Raw genomic sequence first — 18,360 nt, forward strand, 5'->3', positions numbered from 1 at the left:
GGGGATGTATGGGTCTGATGACGCGAGCAGAGGAGGCGCTGAAGTTTTACTTCACCGCTGCGGCCGGGGTGGGGGCACCACCCAGGTTACAGGCCGCCATGGCGCATGCCGTTTTCTCTGGCGGTGCACGGATTCGGCCGCAGCTGTGTTTGGCCGTGGCCACAGCTTGTGGGGATGACGCGCCGGAATTGACCAATGCCGCCGCTGTGGCTTTGGAGTTCATGCACTGCGCTTCGCTGGTGCACGACGACATGCCCATCTTTGACAATGCCGATTTTCGGCGCGGCCAACCCACGGTGCACAAGGCCTTCAACGAACCCTTGGCCTTGTTGGCTGGCGACGGCTTGATCGTGATGGCTTACCAAGTCTTGTTGCGGGCAGGACGCCAGCACCCTGAGCGCTTGTTGGACTTGATGGACAACCTCTCGCGCGGCGTGGGTTTGCCCTGCGGCATTGTGGCGGGACAGGCTTGGGAGTGCGAAACCACCGCTGATTTGGCCCAATACCAACGTGCCAAAACTGGGTCTCTGTTTGTCTCTGCAACCTGTGCTGGCGCCATTGCCAGCGGCCATGCGCCTGAGCCTTGGGCACCTTTGGGGGCCTTCTTGGGGGAGGCCTATCAGGTGGCCGATGACATTCGCGATGTGTTGGGTGACGTGGCCAGTTTGGGTAAACCTGTGGGGCAAGACACGCTCAACGAGCGCCCCAGTTCTGCCCAGGCCTTGGGTTTGGATGGCGCCATTGAGCACTTTGATGGGCTCATCGCGCAAGCTGCCCAAGCCATTCCGGATTGCTCTTGCCGCGACATGCTCCGTCAATTGGTGATGCTGGAGTCCGAGCGCTTGGTGCCCAAGTCCATGTGTGAGAGCTATCGGAAAAAGGCTTTGGACTTGCAGCGTCCCAAAACCAAAAAATCATCGTCTGCCTTGACCCGTTAACCCTCACTCAAGCCTGCCATGACTCAGCCTGCGGACATCCCCCATACGCCTTATTCCTTGCCCGACGTGACGACCTGGCATGACCGTTTTCTTCAATGGCTTGAACGCCTCTATACCAGCCCCAAGCTTTACCAATGGTCGATGAGCAACCCCTTGACGCGTTGGATCCCACGGCGTCGCACGCAAAAGTTGTTTGATTTGATGTCGGGCTTTGTGTATTCGCAGGTTTTGCTGGGCTGTGTGCGCTTGGATTTGTTCAAAATGTTGCAGCGAGCACCGGCTGATTTGAAGCAAATCTCGCATCGCGTTGGCGTTCCTGAAGCCGTGTTGCAACGCTTGTTGCTGTCGGCAGTGTCTTTGGGTTTGCTGGAGTTCAGAAGCCAATCCCGCTATGGACTGGGCCCGCTGGGCGTGCCCTTGGCGATCCACCCCGGTATTGGCGCCATGATTGAGCACAACCACTTGCTCTATGGCGACATGCAAGACCCCGTGGGTTTCTTGAAGAACGCTTGGCAGGGCGGGATGGCCGAGTATTGGCCCTATGCGCACGACGAACAGGCCGCTGACCGTGCAGCGCAAGACAAGTTCAGTCGGTATTCCGACTTGATGGCCGCATCGCAAGGTTTTGTGGTTCAAGAAATTTTGTCGTCCTATGCTTTTGATGAACACCGGTGTGTGCTGGATGTGGGTGCAGGCAAGGGGCGGTTTGCCAGTGACTTGGCCAACCACGCGCCACACTTGTCCCTCCAGTTGTTTGACTTGCCCCCTGTCTTGGCTTTGGCCAAAGCCCATGTCAGCGCACAGGGCTTGCTCGAGCGGATGCGCTTGTGTTCTGGCAGTTTTTTGCATGACCCCTTGCCCCAAGGCGCTGACCTGGTCACCTTGGTTCGGGTGGCCCATGACCATCCCGATGAGGTGGTCAAACTTTTGCTCAAAAAAATCCACACCGCACTGCCCGTGGGAGGCGTCTTGCTTTTGGCTGAGCCCATGGCCCAAACACAGTCAGGCGCTCAGGATGGCTACACACAGTCGGATGCCTATTTCCACTTTTACCTGCTGGCGATGGGGGCGGGTCGCCTGCGCACCCCAGAAGAGTTGATGGGATTGATGCAAGAGGCTGGATTCGCACAAATTGAGCGCGTTCCCAATACCATGCCCATCCATGCGCAGATTCTGGTGGGGCGCAAACATCAGTGTTTACCCTAAAATTTGACCATTTGTGTAAATCAAATTTGACACAAGCTGATGTAAGTCTAACAATACAACCATGAAATCAACCGCCGTCGTTTTTGACCAACCCAGACAGTTGTCCTTGCAGGCATTGGCCCTGCCGCAGCTGCAAGCGGGTGAGGTGGAAGTCGCTGTGCAGTACAGCGGCATCAGCACCGGGACTGAGCGGATGTTGTGGGACGGCAGCATGCCCGCCTTCATGGGCAGTACCTACCCGCTGGTGCCCGGCTATGAAACCGTGGGTCAAGTGGTCAAAGCGCCAATGGGCGCGAAACTCAAGGAAGGTCAAACGGTTTTCGTGCCCGGCGCCAATTGCTTCACGGGCGTCAAAAGCTTGTTTGGAGGAGCGGCCTCTCGTTTGGTCGTGTCGGATCAGAAGATTTTCCCCATCGCTGACCAACGGGGGCCAGATGCTGTTTTGTTGGCACTGGCTGCAACGGCTTACCACGCCGTCTCGGGCGGTGGTGGGCAAGAGCCTTTCACCCCGCCGGACTTGATCGTGGGTCATGGCGTGATGGGCCGTTTGCTGGCTCGCCTGACAGTGGCTGCCGGTTTTGCCCCCCCCACGGTATGGGAAACGCTGCCTGAGCGCGCGCACGGCGCTGAAGGTTACAACGTCGTTCGGCCAGAAGACGATGACCACAGGGCTTACCAAGCCATTTATGACGTCAGTGGGGACACCCTGCTCTTGGATACGCTGATCCAAAGAATTCGCCCAGGTGGTGAGTTGGTGTTGGCAGGTTTGTTCCATCAAAACTTGCACTTCTCGTCAGCTCAAGCCGTTTTGCGCGAAGCCCGAATTCGCTTGTCCGGTGAATGGAGGCGTCCTGATTTATGGGCGGTTAACCAGTTGGTCGACAACGGTCAACTGTCTCTCCAAGGTTTGATCACGCATGTTCAAACCGCCCAATCTGCCACTGCTGCTTACGAAACAGCATTCGGTGATGTTGCTTGTCTAAAAATGGTCCTTGACTGGAGCGCTCACGCATGAAAACACAATCAACATCAACAGAACAAACCATTCAATTTGTGGATCGTCTTCGCCAAGAGGCGGCCTTGCCTGTTGAGACTGTCAGCACACAGGCGCCCACCAAAGAGACGCAAATCATCGCCATTTATGGCAAAGGTGGCATTGGCAAAAGCTTCACCTTGGCCAACCTCAGTTACATGATGGCGCAGCAAGGCAAGAAGGTTTTGTTGATCGGTTGCGACCCGAAAAGTGACACCACCAGTTTGCTGTTTGGTGGCCGCGCATGCCCCACCATCATTGAGACATCTTCTAAGAAAAAATTGGCGGGTGAAGCGGTGGCCATTGGCGATGTCTGCTTCAAACGCGATGGCGTGTACGCCATGGAGTTGGGTGGACCCGAGGTCGGTCGAGGCTGCGGTGGCCGCGGCATCATCCACGGGTTTGAGTTGCTGGAAAAGCTGGGCTTTCACGAGTGGGGCTTTGACTATGTGCTGCTCGATTTCTTGGGCGACGTGGTCTGTGGCGGTTTTGGTTTGCCCATTGCGCGCGACATGTGCCAAAAAGTGATTGTGGTGGCCAGCAACGATTTGCAGTCACTGTATGTGGCCAACAACGTGTGCTCAGCGGTGGAATATTTCCGCAAGCTCGGCGGCAACGTGGGCGTGGCCGGCATGGTGATCAACCGCGACGACGGCACGGGCGAGGCTGCCAACTTTGCCGAGAAGGTGGGCATTCCAGTGCTCTCCACCATCCCTGCGAATGAAGATATTCGCAGAAAGAGCGCCAGCTACGAAATCATTGGCCGACCAGAATCCGTGTGGGGCCCCATGTTTGCCGAATTGGCCGCCAACGTGGCCACTTCAGTGCCGATTCGCCCGAACCCCATGACCCAAGACCAGCTGTTGGGCTTGTTTGCCGCTTCGGCCGTAGGTCGCGATGTCATTCTCGAGCCGGCCACCCAATTTGACATGTGCGGCAAGACCGACACCAGCAAGCCCACGCTTGAAGTTGTGTACGACGAAGTCTGACACCATGAGCAAAACGATCCCTATCGTCCCAGCCTCTCAAGCCCCAGTGGGCATGAGCACCGCCATCGAGGGTGATGGCATGGGTTGCCACTCTGGCGGCGAAAAAATGCTGGCAGCAGCCAAAGCCTCTGGCAAGTCTGAAGTGCTGGCGCAATATGCCAAGGACTATCCGGTGGACCCCAAAGCGGGACCGCACGATCAGCCGCAAAGCATGTGTCCTGCATTTGGCTCTTTGCGGGTGGGCCTTCGCATGCGCCGCACCGCCACCATTTTGTCGGGCTCTGCTTGCTGCGTGTATGGCCTGACGTTCACCTCGCATTTCTACGGTGCTCGGCGCAGTGTCGGCTACGTGCCGTTCAACTCAGAGTCCTTGGTGACGGGCAAGTTGTTTGAAGACATTCGCGAGTCGGTGTACGACCAGGCCGATCCCGAGAAATACGACGCCATCGTGATCATCAATTTGTGTGTGCCCACAGCCAGTGGCGTGCCACTGCAGTTGCTGCCTAAAGAGATCAATGGCGTTCGCATCATTGGCATCGATGTGCCAGGCTTTGGCGTGCCCACGCACGCAGAAGCCAAAGATGTGTTGGCTGGCGCTATGCTGAAATATGCACGCGAAGAAATTGTGGCGGGCCCCGTTCAAGCACCTCGCACAGGCCGCTCTGACAAGCCGACCATCACCATGATTGGTGAAATGTTCCCTGCCGACCCTATGATCATTGGGCGCATGCTGGAACCCATGGGCCTTGCTGCTGGCCCCGTGGTGCCCACACGCGAATGGCGCGAACTGTATGCGGCCCTCGATTGCGCCGCCGTGGCCGCCATCCACCCGTTTTACACCGCGAGCGTCCGCGAATTTGAAGCGGCAGGACGCCCTATTGTGGGCTCAGCCCCGGTGGGACATGACGGCACAGAGGCTTGGTTGCAAGCCATTGGCAATGCGGCCAATGTGCCTCAAGCCAGGATCGACATGGTCAAAAACAGCATGCTGGGCGCCATCAAAGCCGGCTTGGCCAAGTCACCCATCAAAGGTCGCATCACGCTCAGTGGCTATGAAGGCTCTGAGTTGCTGGTGGCGCGTTTGCTGGTGGAGAGCGGTGCCGATCTGCGCTATGTCGGCACGGCTTGCCCAAAAACACCGTGGAGTGCTTCGGACTGTGAGTGGCTGCAGGCACGCGGTGTGCACGTTCAATACCGTGCATCACTGGAACAAGACTTGGCCGCCATACACGAGTGGAAGCCCGATTTGGCGATTGGCACCACACCTGTGGTCCAGGCGGCCAAAGAGCGCAGCATTCCAAGCCTGTATTTCACCAACTTGATTTCTGCTCGCCCCTTGATGGGCCCAGCGGGTGCGGGTTCTTTGGCGCAAGTGATCAATGGCGCGATGGCCAACAAATCGCGCTTTGATGAAATGAAAGCCTTCTTTGGCGACACCGGTACCGGCCATGCCGCTGGCGTTTGGGAAGCCTCTCATGGCGTGCCACAAAACCGTCCTGAGTTTGAAGCCGAAACACGCCGACAGCTTGAAAAGCTGGCCAAAAAACGCAAAGCGGAGGCCATGATCTGATGCTAGTTCTTGACCACGATCGCGCAGGCGGCTATTGGGGAGCGGTGTATGTGTTCGCCGCCATCAAAGGCTTGCAAGTTGTCATTGACGGCCCCGTGGGCTGCGAGAACTTGCCTGTCACTTCGGTGCTGCATTACACCGATGCCCTGCCCCCCCATGAGCTGCCGATTGTGGTGACGGGTTTGGCAGAAGAACAATTGGGCCGGGAAGGCACTGAAGGCGCCATGCGCCGCGCGCACGCCACACTGAATCCCGATCTGCCCGCCGTGGTGGTCACGGGCTCGATTGCAGAAATGATCGGCGGTGGCGTCACACCCGAAGGCACCAACCTGCAACGCTTCTTGCCGCGCACCATCGACGAAGACCAGTGGCAATGCGCCAACCGCGCCATGTACTGGCTCTGGCAGCAATACGGCATCAAGCATGTGCCCAAGCGTGAGCGCAAAGAGGGCGAGCGTCCTCGCGTGAACATCATTGGGCCCAGTTACGGCACCTTCAACTGCCCCAGCGATTTGGCTGAAATTCGACGTTTGGTGCAAGGCATTGGTGCTGACGTGAATATGGTTTTTCCATTGGGTTCACACCTTGCTGATGTTTCGCGTTTGGTCGAAGCCGATGTGAACATTTGCATGTACCGCGAATTCGGCCGCATGTTGTGCGAAGCTTTAGAGCGACCTTATTTGCAAGCGCCCATCGGTTTGCACAGCACCACCAAATTCCTGCGTTCTTTGGGTGAGTTGCTCGGCCTCGATCCGGAGCCTTTCATCGAAAGAGAAAAGCACAGCACCATCAAACCCATTTGGGATTTGTGGCGGTCTGTGACACAAGACTTCTTTGGCACCGCCAACTTTGGCGTGGTGGCCAACGAAACCTACACGCGCGGCATTCGCCACTTCTTGGAAGACGAGATGGGCCTGCCTTGCAACTTTGCCATCTCCCGCATCGCAGGTGCCAAAACAGACAACGCCGAGGTGCGCAAACTGGTCACCGAAAAGACGCCGCTCATCTTGTACGGCAGCTACAACGAACGCATTTATTTGGCCGAGTGTGGCGGCGGCGGAATGATGAAAACCAGTTTCATACCAGCCAGTTTTCCATTGCCCATCATTCGTCGCCATACCGGCACACCGTTCATGGGCTATGCAGGCGCGACGTACATCATCCAAGAGTTTTGCAACGGTCTCTTCGATGCACTTTTCCATATCCTGCCCTTGGGCACAGAGATGGACAAGATCGAAGGCACATTGGGTCGCTCTGCGCCCAACACCACCGTGCCGTGGGAGCCCGAGGCGCAAGACAGGTTGGATGCTTTGCTGGAACAGCAACCAGTCTTGGTGCGAATTTCAGCAGCCAAACGCATGCGCGATCAAGCGGAGCGAGATGCACGGGAAACCGGCCGCTCTCTTGTCGACGCAGAAAGATTCACAGAATTGTTCGGAAAAGTGAATGAAGGAGCACATGCATGAAAGATGTGCTCACGAATTCGGTGGCCCGTTCAATCCTTCGGCCAGTCCGGAGGTCCACCTGTTGCGGGGTCAAAGCCGCAACAGTCCGTCCTGAACTCGCAAGGGTTCAGGGAGTTGCCGAAAGGCATATTGAAAGAGGCACAAACTATGACTGATGCAGCTAACCCGTCAGGGCTGACAGACCAAGAGGCCCAAGAGTTCCACCAGTACTTCATACAGGGTTACCTGTTGTGGGCTGTCGGGGCTTTTTTCGCCCACAGCTTGGTGTGGATCTGGCGTCCCTGGTTCTAAGAACCATTCAACGGAGATAAGCATGACCCACCCGAACAATCGCATGACTACGGTTCAAGCTCATGACCATTTTGATGGTTATGGGATAACTTTTGTTTTGTTATTTTTAGTGTTTATGGCTCTCGCTGTGGCGGGGCGGTTGCTGGTTCTTGACTGGCGTAACTGGCTTCCTGGCGCAGAAGGTTCAACGAGCACTTTGGACGGCGTGAAGTCTTCTGTCTATACCGTTATTTCTCAATTGAGTTAAGAAAGGAAATGACTATGTGGCGTATGTGGCGTGTTATCGACCCCCGCAAGGCAATTGTTCTCGTTGGACTGTTGATTGCCTTTGTTTCAACATCGATTCACCTGATTCAAATCAGTGGCGATCGGTACAACATCAACAGCTGGCATCCCGATACGGCCAAGGCCGCAGCGGCGAGAGTTCAGCCACAGAACGCGGCTTTGCCGCAAAAGTAAGGACCCTTGGTCTTTATTCAGACAGACGTACATCGCTCGCATTGAACGGTACGTCTGTCCTTTTTTTTAAAAATTGAAGCCTACAAGACCTCTCAAACAGTCACCCGGTCGGAGGATGCAACCATGTCCATGTTAAGTTTTGAACGCAAATACCGTGTGCGCGGCGGTACCCTTTTTGGGGGCGACCTGTTTGATTTCTGGGTCGGTCCTTTTTACGTTGGATTTTTCGGAATCACAACCTTGTTTTTTGCGCTCTCGGGCACCCTGTTGATTTTGTGGGGCGCGGCCATGGGGCCGACCTGGAATATCTGGCAAATCAACATCGCACCGCCAGACCTCTCCTATGGGCTGCGTTTCGCCCCCATGATGGAAGGGGGCTTATGGCAAATCATCACGGTGTGTGCCTTGGGCTCATTTGTCTCGTGGGCACTTCGAGAAGTTGAGATTTGCCGCAAATTGGGCATGGGCTTGCATGTGCCTGTGGCCTTTGCCATGGCCATATTGGCGTATTTCAGTTTGCAAGTGGTGCGTCCCGTGCTCATGGGGGCTTGGGGACATGCTTTCCCCTACGGCATTTACAGCCACTTGGATTGGGTGAGCAACACCGCTTACCAGTACCTGCATTTTCACTACAACCCATGGCACATGATTGCTGTGACCTTTTTCTTTGCAACGGTGCTTGCGCTGTCCATGCACGGCGGCTTGGTGCTGTCAGCCACCAACCCTGGAAAAGGCCAGACCGTGAAGTCGCCAGAGCACGAAGACACCTTCTTTCGTGACCTGATCGGGTACTCGGTGGGCACCTTGGGCATTCACCGCTTGGGCTTGTTTTTGGCGCTCGCAGGTGTTTGGTTCGGCATTGTCTGCATTGTGGTCAGCGGCCCATTTTGGACCGGGGCTTGGCCCGAGTGGTGGGGCTGGTGGTTGAACATGCCCATCTGGCGCACTTGATTAAAAGAGAGGAAATTGAAATGTCTCAATATCAAAATCTTTTCACCTCTGTGCAGCCTGTAGGGCCCTTGCACGACGGCGTTGACCTGCCCCGAGGGGACGACAAGCGAACAGGTCAACCATTTTTGGTGCACCTCTTGGGGCGCATCGGTAATGCCCAAATCGGCCCTGTTTATTTAGGAACGCTGGGTCTTGCCTCCTTGATTTTCGGCATCGCCGCTTTCAACATCATTGGTTTCAACATGTTGGCGTCCGTTGACTGGAATCCCATTCAGTTGGTGCGTCAGTTGTTTTGGCTTGCGCTGGAGCCACCGCCTCCTGCTTATGGTTTGGGTATTCCGCCCCTTGAGCAGGGTGGATGGTGGCTCATCGTTGGCTTCATGCTCACCGTGTCCATCATGCTGTGGTGGGCGAGAACCTACCGACGCGCTCGTCAATTGGGCCTTGGGACTCATGTGGCGTGGGCTTATGCGGCAGCCATTTGGTTGTATCTGGTGTGCGGTTTTTTCCGTCCGATCATGATGGGCAGTTGGTCCGAGGCAGTGCCCTTTGGCATCTTCCCTCACCTGGACTGGGTGTCTGCCTTGTCGCTGCGTCATGGCAATTTGTTTTACAACCCATTCCACGCGCTGTCGATCGTCTTCTTGTACGGCTCGGTTTTGCTGTTTGCCATGCACGGCGCCACCATTTTGGCGGTGAGTCGTTACGGCGGCGAGCGCGAGATCGAGCAAATTGTGGACCGCGGCACCGCATCTGAGCGTGCTGGCTTGTTCTGGCGCTGGACCATGGGCTTCAATGCCACGATGGAGTCCATCCACCGTTGGGCCTGGTGGTTTGCCGTGCTGTGTCCTTTGGTCGGCGGCGTGGGCATCTTGTTGACGGGTCCCGTGGTGGACAACTGGTACCTGTGGTCGGTCAAACACCATGTGGTCCCTGCCTATCCCTTGGTCAGCCCAGTCGTTCTCGATCCTGCTTTGTTGGGAGTGAAGCCATGAAATTTTTGTCTAAATTAGCGCTTTGCTTGGGTGCCGCCGTGCTGCTGTCGGGCTGTGAGCGGCCGCCGATTGAAACGGTCCAAACAGGCTACCGTGGCACCGGCATGGAGCAAATCTACAACCCCAGAACCTTGGCCAAGGAAGCCGCTTTGAACCAAGCGCCTGTCGCGGCAGAAGCCGCTTCGGCGGAGGGTCCCAAAGCCAGTGAGGTTTATCAGAACGTGAAGGTTCTGGGAGACTTGAGTGTGGGCCAATTCAACCGTCAAATGGCGGCCATCACGCAATGGGTTGCACCCGATCAGGGCTGCGCTTACTGTCACAACGTTCAAAACTTTGCAGATGACAGCATGTACACCAAGGTGGTGGCCAGACGGATGATTGAAATGACCCAAAAAGTCAATCAAGACTGGAAAACCCACGTGGCGGATACGGGTGTGACGTGTTACACCTGCCACCGTGGCAACAACGTGCCCACGCAAGTTTGGAATGCACCCAAAGACCGCAAGTATGCGAACAGCTTGTTGGGCGATTTGGCTGGGCAAAACATGGCCACCAAAGAAGCGGGACTTTCTTCGCTGCCATTCGATCCTTTCACGCCTTACCTCAAAGACGCTTTGCCTATCCGGGTCAACGGCAATGAAGCCATGGCAGGTGTGGGCTCCAACGCCAACCGTGCATCGACCAAGCAAGCCGAATACACGTATTCCTTGATGGTGCACATGTCAGATTCCCTGGGTGTGAACTGTACTTACTGCCACAACACACGCAACTTCCAATCCTGGGAGGAGTCCAGGCCGCAACGGGTGACCTCTTGGTATGGCATTCGGATGGCGCGTGAATTGAACAATGAGTTCATGACGCCCCTGACCGATACCTTCCCAGCGCATCGCTTAGGTGCCAAAGGGGATGTGGCCAAAGTCAATTGCTCAACCTGCCATCAGGGTGCTTTCAAGCCACTTTATGGTGCGCAGATGGCCAAAGACTATCCTGAGCTCCAAGTTTTGGCAAAGCCTTAAACTCTGAAACTCATCAGGCCTGCACCCGTTGCGGTGCAGGCCTTTTTTCATGGAAACTGGGCTCATGCATCTGGGGCAATCAGAATTTGTCAAAGGCCAAGTGGTCGTTGTCTTGCTGGCTGACATCGTTCAGTCTTCAAGGTGGTGGGGTTGGTTGCGCATAGTCCAGGGCTCCGCCGCTTTGCGCGGCGTCCCAGGCTTGCTGTTTGCGAAATTGCTGGGCAGTGGCCACGAAGGCGGCTTTGGCTTGAAGCCCAGTGCCTCGCGACAAGGTTTGTTTGCCTTGTTTGAATCAGCACAAACTGCCGATGATTTCGTGGCGCACGCGCAATGGGTTCAAAAATACCGGCAAAGATCTGCCGAGTTTTGCTGCGTCAAACTTCAAACATGGTCGTGTCGTGGCACATGGGATGGGTTTTCGCTGAGTGCCCCCGCCACCGAACCGACCCATGGACCGGTGGCGGCGCTCACACGGGCCTCGATCAAGCTTGGCAAAGCCCCGGCTTTTTGGCGACACGCGCCCCCTTCTGAGCGCGCACTGGAAGGGGTCCAAGGCTGTCAATTGGCCGTTGGTCTTGGCGAAGCCCCTTTGCTCCGACAAGCGACCCTCACCATCTGGGACAGCGTGGCCGACATGAACGCCTATGCACGTTCAGGCGCCCATTTGCAAGCCATTCAAGCGGCCGCACAACATGGCTATTTTGCCGAGTCCATGTTCGCCCGGTTTGTGCCTTTGCAGGTGCAGGGCCAGTGGCAAGGCAAGTCCTATGCTTAAGACCGGTCAAACCCCGCGTGTGGTGGTGGTGGGTGCCGGCATTGGGGGACTGGTCAGTGCGCTGGTTTTGGCTCACCATGGGCTGGATGTCACCTTGCTTGAAAGTGCCAGCACCCCCGGCGGCAAAATTCGGCAAGTGCAGGTTGACGGGGTGGGTGTTGATGCCGGCCCCACGGTGTTCACCATGCGTTGGGTTTTAGACCAAATGCTGCAAGAGTTGGGCACTTCACTGGAAGATATTTTGCAACTCGAGCCCATTGGGGTTTTGGCGCGCCATGCTTGGGATGGCAGCTCGCCCACACTCGATCTGCATGCCGACACGTCCCGCACCGCCGAAGCCATCGCCCAATTCAGCAGCCCCCAAGAGGCGAGGCGCTTTTTGGGCTTTTGCGAACAAGCTCGGAATTTGTACAACACCCTGGAAAAACCCTACATCCGCAGTGAACGCCCCGACCTGCTCAGCATGGTGGGCGATTTGGGGTGGAGTGGGGTGGCCACCCTCACGGGCTTGGGCCCATTTGCCAGTTTATGGCGCAGCTTGGGGCGGCACTTTCACGACCCGCGTTTGCAGCAGCTGTTTGGCCGCTACGCCACTTATTGCGGTTCTTCACCCTGGTCTGCCCCTGCCACTTTGATGCTGGTGGCGCAAGTGGAGCTCGACGGCGTTTGGTCGGTCGCAGGCGGCATGCACCGGGTGGCGCAGGCGCTGGCTCAGTTGGCTGAAAACCGGGGTGTCAAGCTGCGTTACAACAGCCGCTGCGAGCGCATTGAGACGGACGGCGGCCGAGTCAATGGTGTGCAGTTGGCATCGGGTGAGCGGGTACCCGCCGAGCATGTGGTTTTCAATGGCGATGTCGCGGCGCTGGCCCAGGGCCTCTTGGGTCAAGAGTTGATGAGTCGCTTTGCACCGGTGACGCCAGCACAGCGTTCTTTGTCGGCATTCACCCTGTCCATGCATGCGCAGACCCAGGGTTTCGACCTGGTGCGACACAACGTATTTTTCAATCAAGACTACCGCCGTGAATTCGATGATATTTTCAACAAACGCAATTTACCCACACAGGGAACCGTCTATGTTTGTGCACAAGACCGCAGCGACCACGGTCTGGCCCAACCAGGCTTGGAAAGGCTGTTGTGCTTGGTCAATGCGCCAGCGGATGGTGATGTGCGCACATTCAATTTTTCGGAGGTTCAAGCATGCGAATCGAGCAGTTTGGCGCTGATGCGCCGCTGTGGCTTGGAGATAACAGCCTCGCCCCAGCAGGTGGTGCGCACCTTGCCACAGGACTTTGCCCACCTGTTCCCGGGCAGCGGGGGCGCACTCTATGGCCAAGCGACACACGGTTGGATGTCGGCCTTCTCGCGCCCCAGTGCGCGCAGCAACATACCGGGCTTGTATACAGCGGGGGGCAGCGTGCACCCGGGGCCGGGCGTGCCCATGGCAGCCATGTCGGGGCGTCTGGCGGCCGCGACGCTGATGGCGGACCTCGGTTTGACCAAACCGTCGCGCCGGGTGGTTATCTCTGGTGGTACGTCGATGCGCTGAGTGATGATGGCCAAAATGGCCTGACCATCATCGCTTTTGTGGGCAGTGTGTTTTCGCCTTACTACGCTTGGGCGCGCCGCCAAGGCGGTGGTGTGGCCGATCCCGAAAATTTCTGCGCCTTGAACGTTGCGCTGTACGGCAAAGGTGGCAAGCGCTGGACCATGACCGAGCGGGGGCGTCAACACACGTCGCGCAGCGCGCAGCAATTCAAGATGGGGCCCAGCAGCTTGCATTGGGATGGCCAAGCCCTGACGATAGACATAGATGAAATCAATGTCCCATGGCCCATGCGTGTGCGCGGCCGCGTGACGGTGCGCCCTGAGGGGCTGTGCCGTTTTGTCACGCCTTTGGACCACGCAGGGCGTCACCGCTGGGGTCCGATTGCCCCTTGTTCGCGCATCGAGGTGGACATGAGCAGTCCGGGCCTGAGTTGGCGAGGTCACGCCTACATGGACTCGAATGAAGGCGATGAGCCGGTAGAAAACGGTTTCAAAGACTGGGATTGGGCGCGTGCAGAGATGGCCAATGGCGATACCAATGTCGTCTACGACGTCAGGCCTTTGACGGGGCCAGGGCGGGTGGTGGCGCAGCGATTCTCGCCGGATGGCAGCCACGTGGCCTTTGACGCGCCGCCGCGGCATGCTTTGCCGTCATCGGGTTGGCGCATTGCCCGCAGCATGTCCAGCGAGGCGGGCCATCCACCAGAAATCATCAGCACCTTGGAAGACACGCCTTTTTATGTGCGTTCATTGCTGCGCACCCAATGGCAGTCTGAGCCAGTGACTGCGGTGCACGAGTCTTTGGACATTCCCAGGCTGGTCTCATGGCCGGTGCGATTCATGTTGCCTTGGCGCATGCCCAGACGGGCGTGAACGGATCATCTTTTTTGCCGGGCCCGATGCAAAGTTCGCTCTCGCTCTCGGGGGCCAAAGCTGGAGGCCAAAGCCCCTTCAGCGGCCAATCCTTCCAAATAAAGGGCCTCAATTTCAGGGGCTGCACGCAGCAATTGGCGCTCGGCAAATGGCATGTGCAAGAAGGCCCGCAGTGCAAACAAAATGCGCATCCACCCGGGCAGCCATACCCTTCGCTCTCGCTTGGCCATGCCGCGCACAATGACACGCGCTGCATCGGGTGCCGAAGATTCGCCGTTCAATGGGCCTGGCATGGTGGCGCGCAAGCGAACAAAACCTGGGTGCAAGGCCCCTTCTGTGACCAAGGGGGTGCGTACCCACCCGGCGTGCAAGACGCCCACGCCGACGCGGTGCGCTGCCAGCTCGATGCGCCAGGCATTGCCCATGGCTTCCACGGCCGATTTGCTGGCCGCATAGGCCGACATCACCGGTGGGTGAGCAAACGAAGACACGGAGGCATTGATCAACACATAGCCTTGCTGCTGCATCAGGGCCGGCAAGGCCGCTCGCACGGTGTTGAAAACACCAAAAACATTCACTTCAATACAGCGACGCCAAGCACTCGGGTCGACATGGGCCAAGGGCCCAAAAGCGGCCACCCCCGCGTTGGCAAAGACCACGTCGATTTGGCCATGCACCGACAGTGTTTGGGCCACCACTTGGTGCATGGCGTCGAGGTGCGTGACATCGGCCACGCAATACAAGGTGTTGGGACCACAGCGCAGCGCCATGTCGGCCAAGGGCTCTGCATCGCAATCCACCAAAACCGGTGTACCCCCTTGTGCCATCACCTCCAAGGCCGTGGCCGCGCCAATGCCAGAGGCAGCACCTGTGATCACCACCACGTGCTTGCTTTTGCCCCAAAAGGGCTTGAAGGTGGGTTCAGTCGCGGTCATGCCAGGGACTGTTTCAAGCAGCTTTGGTGACCATCAGGTAAACAATAGGCAGCGGCAACAAGGTGGCAATCGCCCCCGAAATTTGCCAGATGCGTGACAGACGCCAATAGTCTTCACCCAGTGTGGTGCTTTTGCGCAGCAAGGCGCGTTGTTTGAGTTGAATGGGCACCAAGACACCGATCCAAATCAAGCCTGAAAAACTGAGCAAAACATAGGACCATTGAATCCAAAGTTGGTTGGCCTCACCGCCAAAAGAATGGGCCATCAGATGACCTGTCCACACCACGCCCACAGCACCTGTCAAGGTGAACAAAACATCGGTGATGAGCACCAATCGGTTGCTGAAGCTGATGATGGTGTGGTTGCGCGTGCGTTCGGCCAACAAGGCCCAAATGCCGCTGATGATCACATTGCCCAAAAACAAGCAAGCACACACCAGGTGCAAAATTTTCAGATTAACCTCCATCTGACCCTTTCTCAGTGCCCGGAGGTTCTGTGCTCGGTTGAGCGGACTTGTTTGTAGCGGAGGAGGGCTCTGAACGAGCCTGTTTTTCGTTTTGCTGGCGTGTGATTTCCCGGGCTTTTTTCAAATCGCGCCATTGCCAGGCGAAAAACAAAAAGCCAGCGATCAGCAGCACCAGGACTTCAATGACTTTCAGTGACACGACCGTTCAGCGCTCCGCTCTTTCACGTTGCTCCAAGCGGCCGAACAAATCCAACATCCACGCCACGCGTTGGTCGAAGCTTCGAGAAGGCACGGTCCAAGGCTTTTGGATGGACAGTGAATGCCGCTCGCAGCTCACGATGTCCACCAAATAATGGATGGCGGGCACGGGACTCAAAGGGACATCGGGCAACACAGGTGCCTTGACCGCCACGGCGGTCGCTTTGGCAATCAAGGCCAGTTTGCGCGCAGTTGAAACCACCGTGCGGTGGTTCACAGAGTTGAGGCCTTCGCGTTCCAATTGTTTGCCGATTTCGGCATAGACCAAACGGGCAGCCTGTATGGCCGGGCGGCAATCCCAGGGCAATTCAGCCAAACCAAACTCGCCTCTGCGGTAAAGGGCGTCCGCACGCAACAACAAGCGCTGCGTGAAACCTGCAATGCGGGAATCGAAAACTGGGTTGGCCAACCAAGCGTCGGCGTCCATGCCAATTTCACGGAACCATGCTCGCGGAATGTACAAGCGCCCCATGCGCGCGTCGTCGCCGATGTCTCTGGCAATGTTGGTCAATTGCATGGCCACGCCCAGCTCACTGGCGCGTGCAATGGCCGTGTCTGTGCTCGCCCCCATGATGATGGACATCATGGCGCCGACGGTGCCCGCAACTCTGGCGCCATAGGCTTCGACATCGGCCATAGTTTCGTAACGGCGGCCTTGAGAGTCCCACAAGAAACCATCCAGCAAAGCCTCCAGCAAGCCACAAGGAATACCGTAACGATGAACCACCACCGTCAAAGCGCGGTCGGCATCTTCGGTGCCGGGACGTCCTGCATAGATGGCCGCTAAGCGCGACTTCAAATCGGCCATAGCCAAAACCGGGTCATCGCCATCGTCAATCGCGTCGTCGGCCAAGCGGCAAAATGCGTATAGCGCGATCGCGGGTGGTCGCAAACGGGCCGGCAACAACCTGGAAGCTGCAAAAAAAGATTTGGAACCTCCGCGCATCAGTTCTGTACAAGCCTCTAAGTCATAAGGCATAGACACGGGCGTTGATTTCAAGCTGTGGTCAGACGAAAGATTTGACATCGGGAACCACCTGTTCAAGCATTTTTGCGGACATCAAGACACTGGGTACGCCTGCGCCGGGCTGGCTGCTGGCACCCACCATGAATAAACCTTCAACATCTTGGCATCTGTTGTGCGGCCGAAACCATGCACTTTGAACCAAGATGGGCTCGAGACCAAAACCTGCCCCTTTGTAGGACCACAAACGGTCTTGGAAATCTTGCGGCGTGGTGACCTTGGACGACACCACGTGCTGCTTCAGATCGGGCAACACACTTTCTTGCAGCACGGTGGCAATGGCATCGCGGTACTGCTCAGTGATGGCAGGCCAATCGGTTTCACTGCTCAAGTTGGGGACCACCGAGAGTGCATAAAAACTGTCGCAGCCCTCAGGTGCCAAAGAAGGGTCGGTGGCGGTTGGGCGGTACAAATACAAACTGAAATCTTTGGACAGCTTGTGGTTTTTGAAAATATCTTGCAGCAAGCCTTTGTAGCGAGGGCCCAAGACCATCATGTGGTGGGGCACATCTTCGTACTTTCGATCCGTGCCGAAATACCAAACGAACAAGCCCGACGAATACTTGCCTTTGGCAATCCGTTTGTCGGTCCAATGTTTGCGGTGCTGCGGTTCGATGAGGTGACGGTAAGTCCAAGAGGCATCGCCATTGCTCACCACAATGTCGGCAGGCAAATATTCGCCATTGGCCAACTCGACGCCTTGGGCTCGGCCGTCCTCAACACGGATGCGTGTGACGGGCGCGTTGTAGCGAATGGGCACTTGGCGTTCATCCAGCAGCTTGACCAGTTCTTTGACAATGGCACCGGTGCCGCCCATGGCAGAGTGAACGCCCCAGCGGCGCTCTAATGAATGGATGAGGGAATAGACGCAAGTGACTGAATAAGGATTGCCGCCAATGAGCAAGGGGTGAAAGCTCATGACGATGCGCAATTTGGGATGCTTGATGTGCTGGGCCACCAAGCTGTAAATGGAGCGCCAAGCTTGCATGCGGACCAAATTGGGCATGGCCTTGATCACATCGCCAATGGTTTCAAAGGGCACCATGCCTAGCTCGACAAAACCGAGCTGGAAACACTTCTCGGAAGCCACCATCAAGTTCTTGAAACCTTGTACATCTTCGGGGCTGAACTTGGCAATTTGCTCGAGCATTTGCTCGTCGTTGTTGCTGTAGTCAAAGTGCGTGCCATCGTCAAAACGGATGCGGTAGAAGGGCGACATCAAGCGCAGATCGACGTGGTCTTTCATCTCTCGTCCACACAGCGTGAACAGCTCGGCAATCAGGTGCGGCAAGGTGATGATGGTGGGGCCCGCGTCAAAGGTAAAACCGTCTTGTTTGTGCACATAGGCGCGGCCACCCGGTGCATCGAGTTTCTCCAGCATTTGAACGCGGTAACCTTTGACGCTCAAACGGATGGCGGCAGCCAAGCCACCAAAACCAGTGCCAATCACAATGGCCGTCGGTGCACGATCTCCCAAATCTGACGCTGAGCCTGTGGGGTGGTTTTGAAGACCACCACCGTCACCTGAGCCTGCGTTGAAATGGATGGATTTGTAGAGATTTGTCATTAA

General features: G+C 56.8%; 20 protein-coding genes. 15 read left to right on the forward strand and 5 right to left on the reverse strand.

Going from position 1 to position 18,360, the window contains the following annotated elements; translation table 11 throughout:
* Positions 1-17: 17 nt before the first annotated feature.
* The 15 genes from ACIQ47_RS00535 to ACIQ47_RS00605 all read left to right on the forward strand — a co-directional run bounded on the left by ACIQ47_RS00535 (position 18) and on the right by ACIQ47_RS00605 (position 14,107).
* Positions 18-938 carry a polyprenyl synthetase family protein gene (locus tag ACIQ47_RS00535; protein WP_396436314.1) on the forward strand — a complete coding sequence of 307 codons (921 nt, stop codon included), beginning with the start codon at positions 18-20 and terminating at the stop codon, positions 936-938.
* 18 nt (positions 939-956) lie between these two features.
* The gene (locus tag ACIQ47_RS00540) at positions 957-2,144 is read left to right on the forward strand and encodes a methyltransferase (protein WP_396436315.1); all 1,188 of its coding nucleotides are present in this window, start codon (positions 957-959) and stop codon (positions 2,142-2,144) included.
* A gap of 61 nt (positions 2,145-2,205) precedes the next feature.
* Positions 2,206-3,159: a chlorophyll synthesis pathway protein BchC gene (bchC, locus tag ACIQ47_RS00545; protein WP_396436316.1), complete on the forward strand. Its 954-nt coding sequence runs from the start codon at positions 2,206-2,208 to the stop codon at positions 3,157-3,159.
* The gene (locus tag ACIQ47_RS00550) at positions 3,156-4,166 is read left to right on the forward strand and encodes a chlorophyllide a reductase iron protein subunit X (RefSeq protein WP_396436317.1); all 1,011 of its coding nucleotides are present in this window, start codon (positions 3,156-3,158) and stop codon (positions 4,164-4,166) included. Before bchC ends, ACIQ47_RS00550 begins: the two co-directional genes overlap by 4 nt.
* 4 nt (positions 4,167-4,170) lie before the next feature.
* Positions 4,171-5,736 carry a chlorophyllide a reductase subunit Y gene (gene bchY / locus ACIQ47_RS00555; protein ID WP_396436318.1) on the forward strand — a complete coding sequence of 522 codons (1,566 nt, stop codon included), beginning with the start codon at positions 4,171-4,173 and terminating at the stop codon, positions 5,734-5,736.
* Complete coding sequence (bchZ, locus tag ACIQ47_RS00560; protein WP_396436319.1) at positions 5,736-7,202, forward strand: chlorophyllide a reductase subunit Z; 1,467 nt, start codon at positions 5,736-5,738, stop codon at positions 7,200-7,202. The genes bchY and bchZ overlap by 1 nt, the downstream gene beginning before the upstream one ends.
* Positions 7,203-7,349: 147 nt before the next feature.
* Entirely contained in the window at positions 7,350-7,493 is a 144-nt protein-coding gene (pufB, locus tag ACIQ47_RS00565) for a light-harvesting antenna LH1, beta subunit (RefSeq protein ID WP_396436320.1), read from the forward strand.
* Positions 7,494-7,515: 22 nt separating this feature from the next.
* The gene (locus ACIQ47_RS00570; RefSeq protein ID WP_396436321.1) at positions 7,516-7,740 is read left to right on the forward strand and encodes a hypothetical protein; all 225 of its coding nucleotides are present in this window, start codon (positions 7,516-7,518) and stop codon (positions 7,738-7,740) included.
* Between the two features lie 14 nt (positions 7,741-7,754).
* Positions 7,755-7,952 carry a light-harvesting protein gene (locus ACIQ47_RS00575; RefSeq protein ID WP_396436322.1) on the forward strand — a complete coding sequence of 66 codons (198 nt, stop codon included), beginning with the start codon at positions 7,755-7,757 and terminating at the stop codon, positions 7,950-7,952.
* 123 nt (positions 7,953-8,075) lie between these two features.
* Positions 8,076-8,903, forward strand: coding sequence for a photosynthetic reaction center subunit L (pufL, locus tag ACIQ47_RS00580; RefSeq protein ID WP_396436323.1), 828 nt, complete (start codon positions 8,076-8,078; stop codon positions 8,901-8,903).
* Positions 8,904-8,923: 20 nt separating this feature from the next.
* Positions 8,924-9,898, forward strand: a complete 975-nt coding sequence (pufM, locus tag ACIQ47_RS00585) for a photosynthetic reaction center subunit M (RefSeq protein WP_396436324.1) — start codon at positions 8,924-8,926, stop codon at positions 9,896-9,898.
* Complete coding sequence (pufC, locus tag ACIQ47_RS00590) at positions 9,895-10,914, forward strand: photosynthetic reaction center cytochrome PufC (RefSeq protein ID WP_396436325.1); 1,020 nt, start codon at positions 9,895-9,897, stop codon at positions 10,912-10,914. Before pufM ends, pufC begins: the two co-directional genes overlap by 4 nt.
* A 64-nt stretch (positions 10,915-10,978) precedes the next feature.
* Positions 10,979-11,689, forward strand: coding sequence for a spheroidene monooxygenase (locus ACIQ47_RS00595; RefSeq protein ID WP_396436326.1), 711 nt, complete (start codon positions 10,979-10,981; stop codon positions 11,687-11,689).
* Positions 11,682-13,235 carry a 1-hydroxycarotenoid 3,4-desaturase CrtD gene (gene crtD / locus ACIQ47_RS00600; protein ID WP_396436327.1) on the forward strand — a complete coding sequence of 518 codons (1,554 nt, stop codon included), beginning with the start codon at positions 11,682-11,684 and terminating at the stop codon, positions 13,233-13,235. The genes ACIQ47_RS00595 and crtD overlap by 8 nt, the downstream gene beginning before the upstream one ends.
* 38 nt (positions 13,236-13,273) lie before the next feature.
* Entirely contained in the window at positions 13,274-14,107 is an 834-nt protein-coding gene (locus ACIQ47_RS00605) for a carotenoid 1,2-hydratase (RefSeq protein ID WP_396436328.1), read from the forward strand.
* A gap of 5 nt (positions 14,108-14,112) precedes the next feature.
* On the opposite strand, the gene ACIQ47_RS00610 is transcribed toward ACIQ47_RS00605, so the two are convergent.
* Genes ACIQ47_RS00610 through ACIQ47_RS00630 form a run of 5 tightly spaced genes read right to left on the reverse strand, consistent with a single transcriptional unit; the run spans position 14,113 to position 18,357 of the window.
* The gene (locus ACIQ47_RS00610) at positions 14,113-15,042 is read right to left on the reverse strand and encodes an SDR family NAD(P)-dependent oxidoreductase (RefSeq protein WP_396436329.1); all 930 of its coding nucleotides are present in this window, start codon (positions 15,040-15,042) and stop codon (positions 14,113-14,115) included.
* A gap of 13 nt (positions 15,043-15,055) precedes the next feature.
* Positions 15,056-15,508, reverse strand: coding sequence for a DUF2269 family protein (locus ACIQ47_RS00615; protein WP_396436330.1), 453 nt, complete (start codon positions 15,506-15,508; stop codon positions 15,056-15,058).
* A complete protein-coding gene (locus tag ACIQ47_RS00620) occupies positions 15,498-15,707 on the reverse strand; it encodes a hypothetical protein (RefSeq protein ID WP_396436331.1) in 210 nt (69 codons plus the stop codon). Before ACIQ47_RS00620 ends, ACIQ47_RS00615 begins: the two co-directional genes overlap by 11 nt.
* A gap of 6 nt (positions 15,708-15,713) precedes the next feature.
* On the reverse strand, positions 15,714-16,793 hold the full coding sequence (locus ACIQ47_RS00625; protein ID WP_396436332.1) for a phytoene/squalene synthase family protein: 1,080 nt from the start codon (positions 16,791-16,793) through the stop codon (positions 15,714-15,716).
* On the reverse strand, positions 16,774-18,357 hold the full coding sequence (locus tag ACIQ47_RS00630; protein ID WP_396436333.1) for a phytoene desaturase: 1,584 nt from the start codon (positions 18,355-18,357) through the stop codon (positions 16,774-16,776). The genes ACIQ47_RS00625 and ACIQ47_RS00630 overlap by 20 nt, the downstream gene beginning before the upstream one ends.
* Between the last annotated feature and the right edge of the window lie 3 nt (positions 18,358-18,360).

The sequence above is a fragment of the Limnohabitans sp. genome, from assembly GCF_044373035.1.
Taxonomy (GTDB): Bacteria; Pseudomonadota; Gammaproteobacteria; order Burkholderiales; family Burkholderiaceae_C; genus Limnohabitans_A.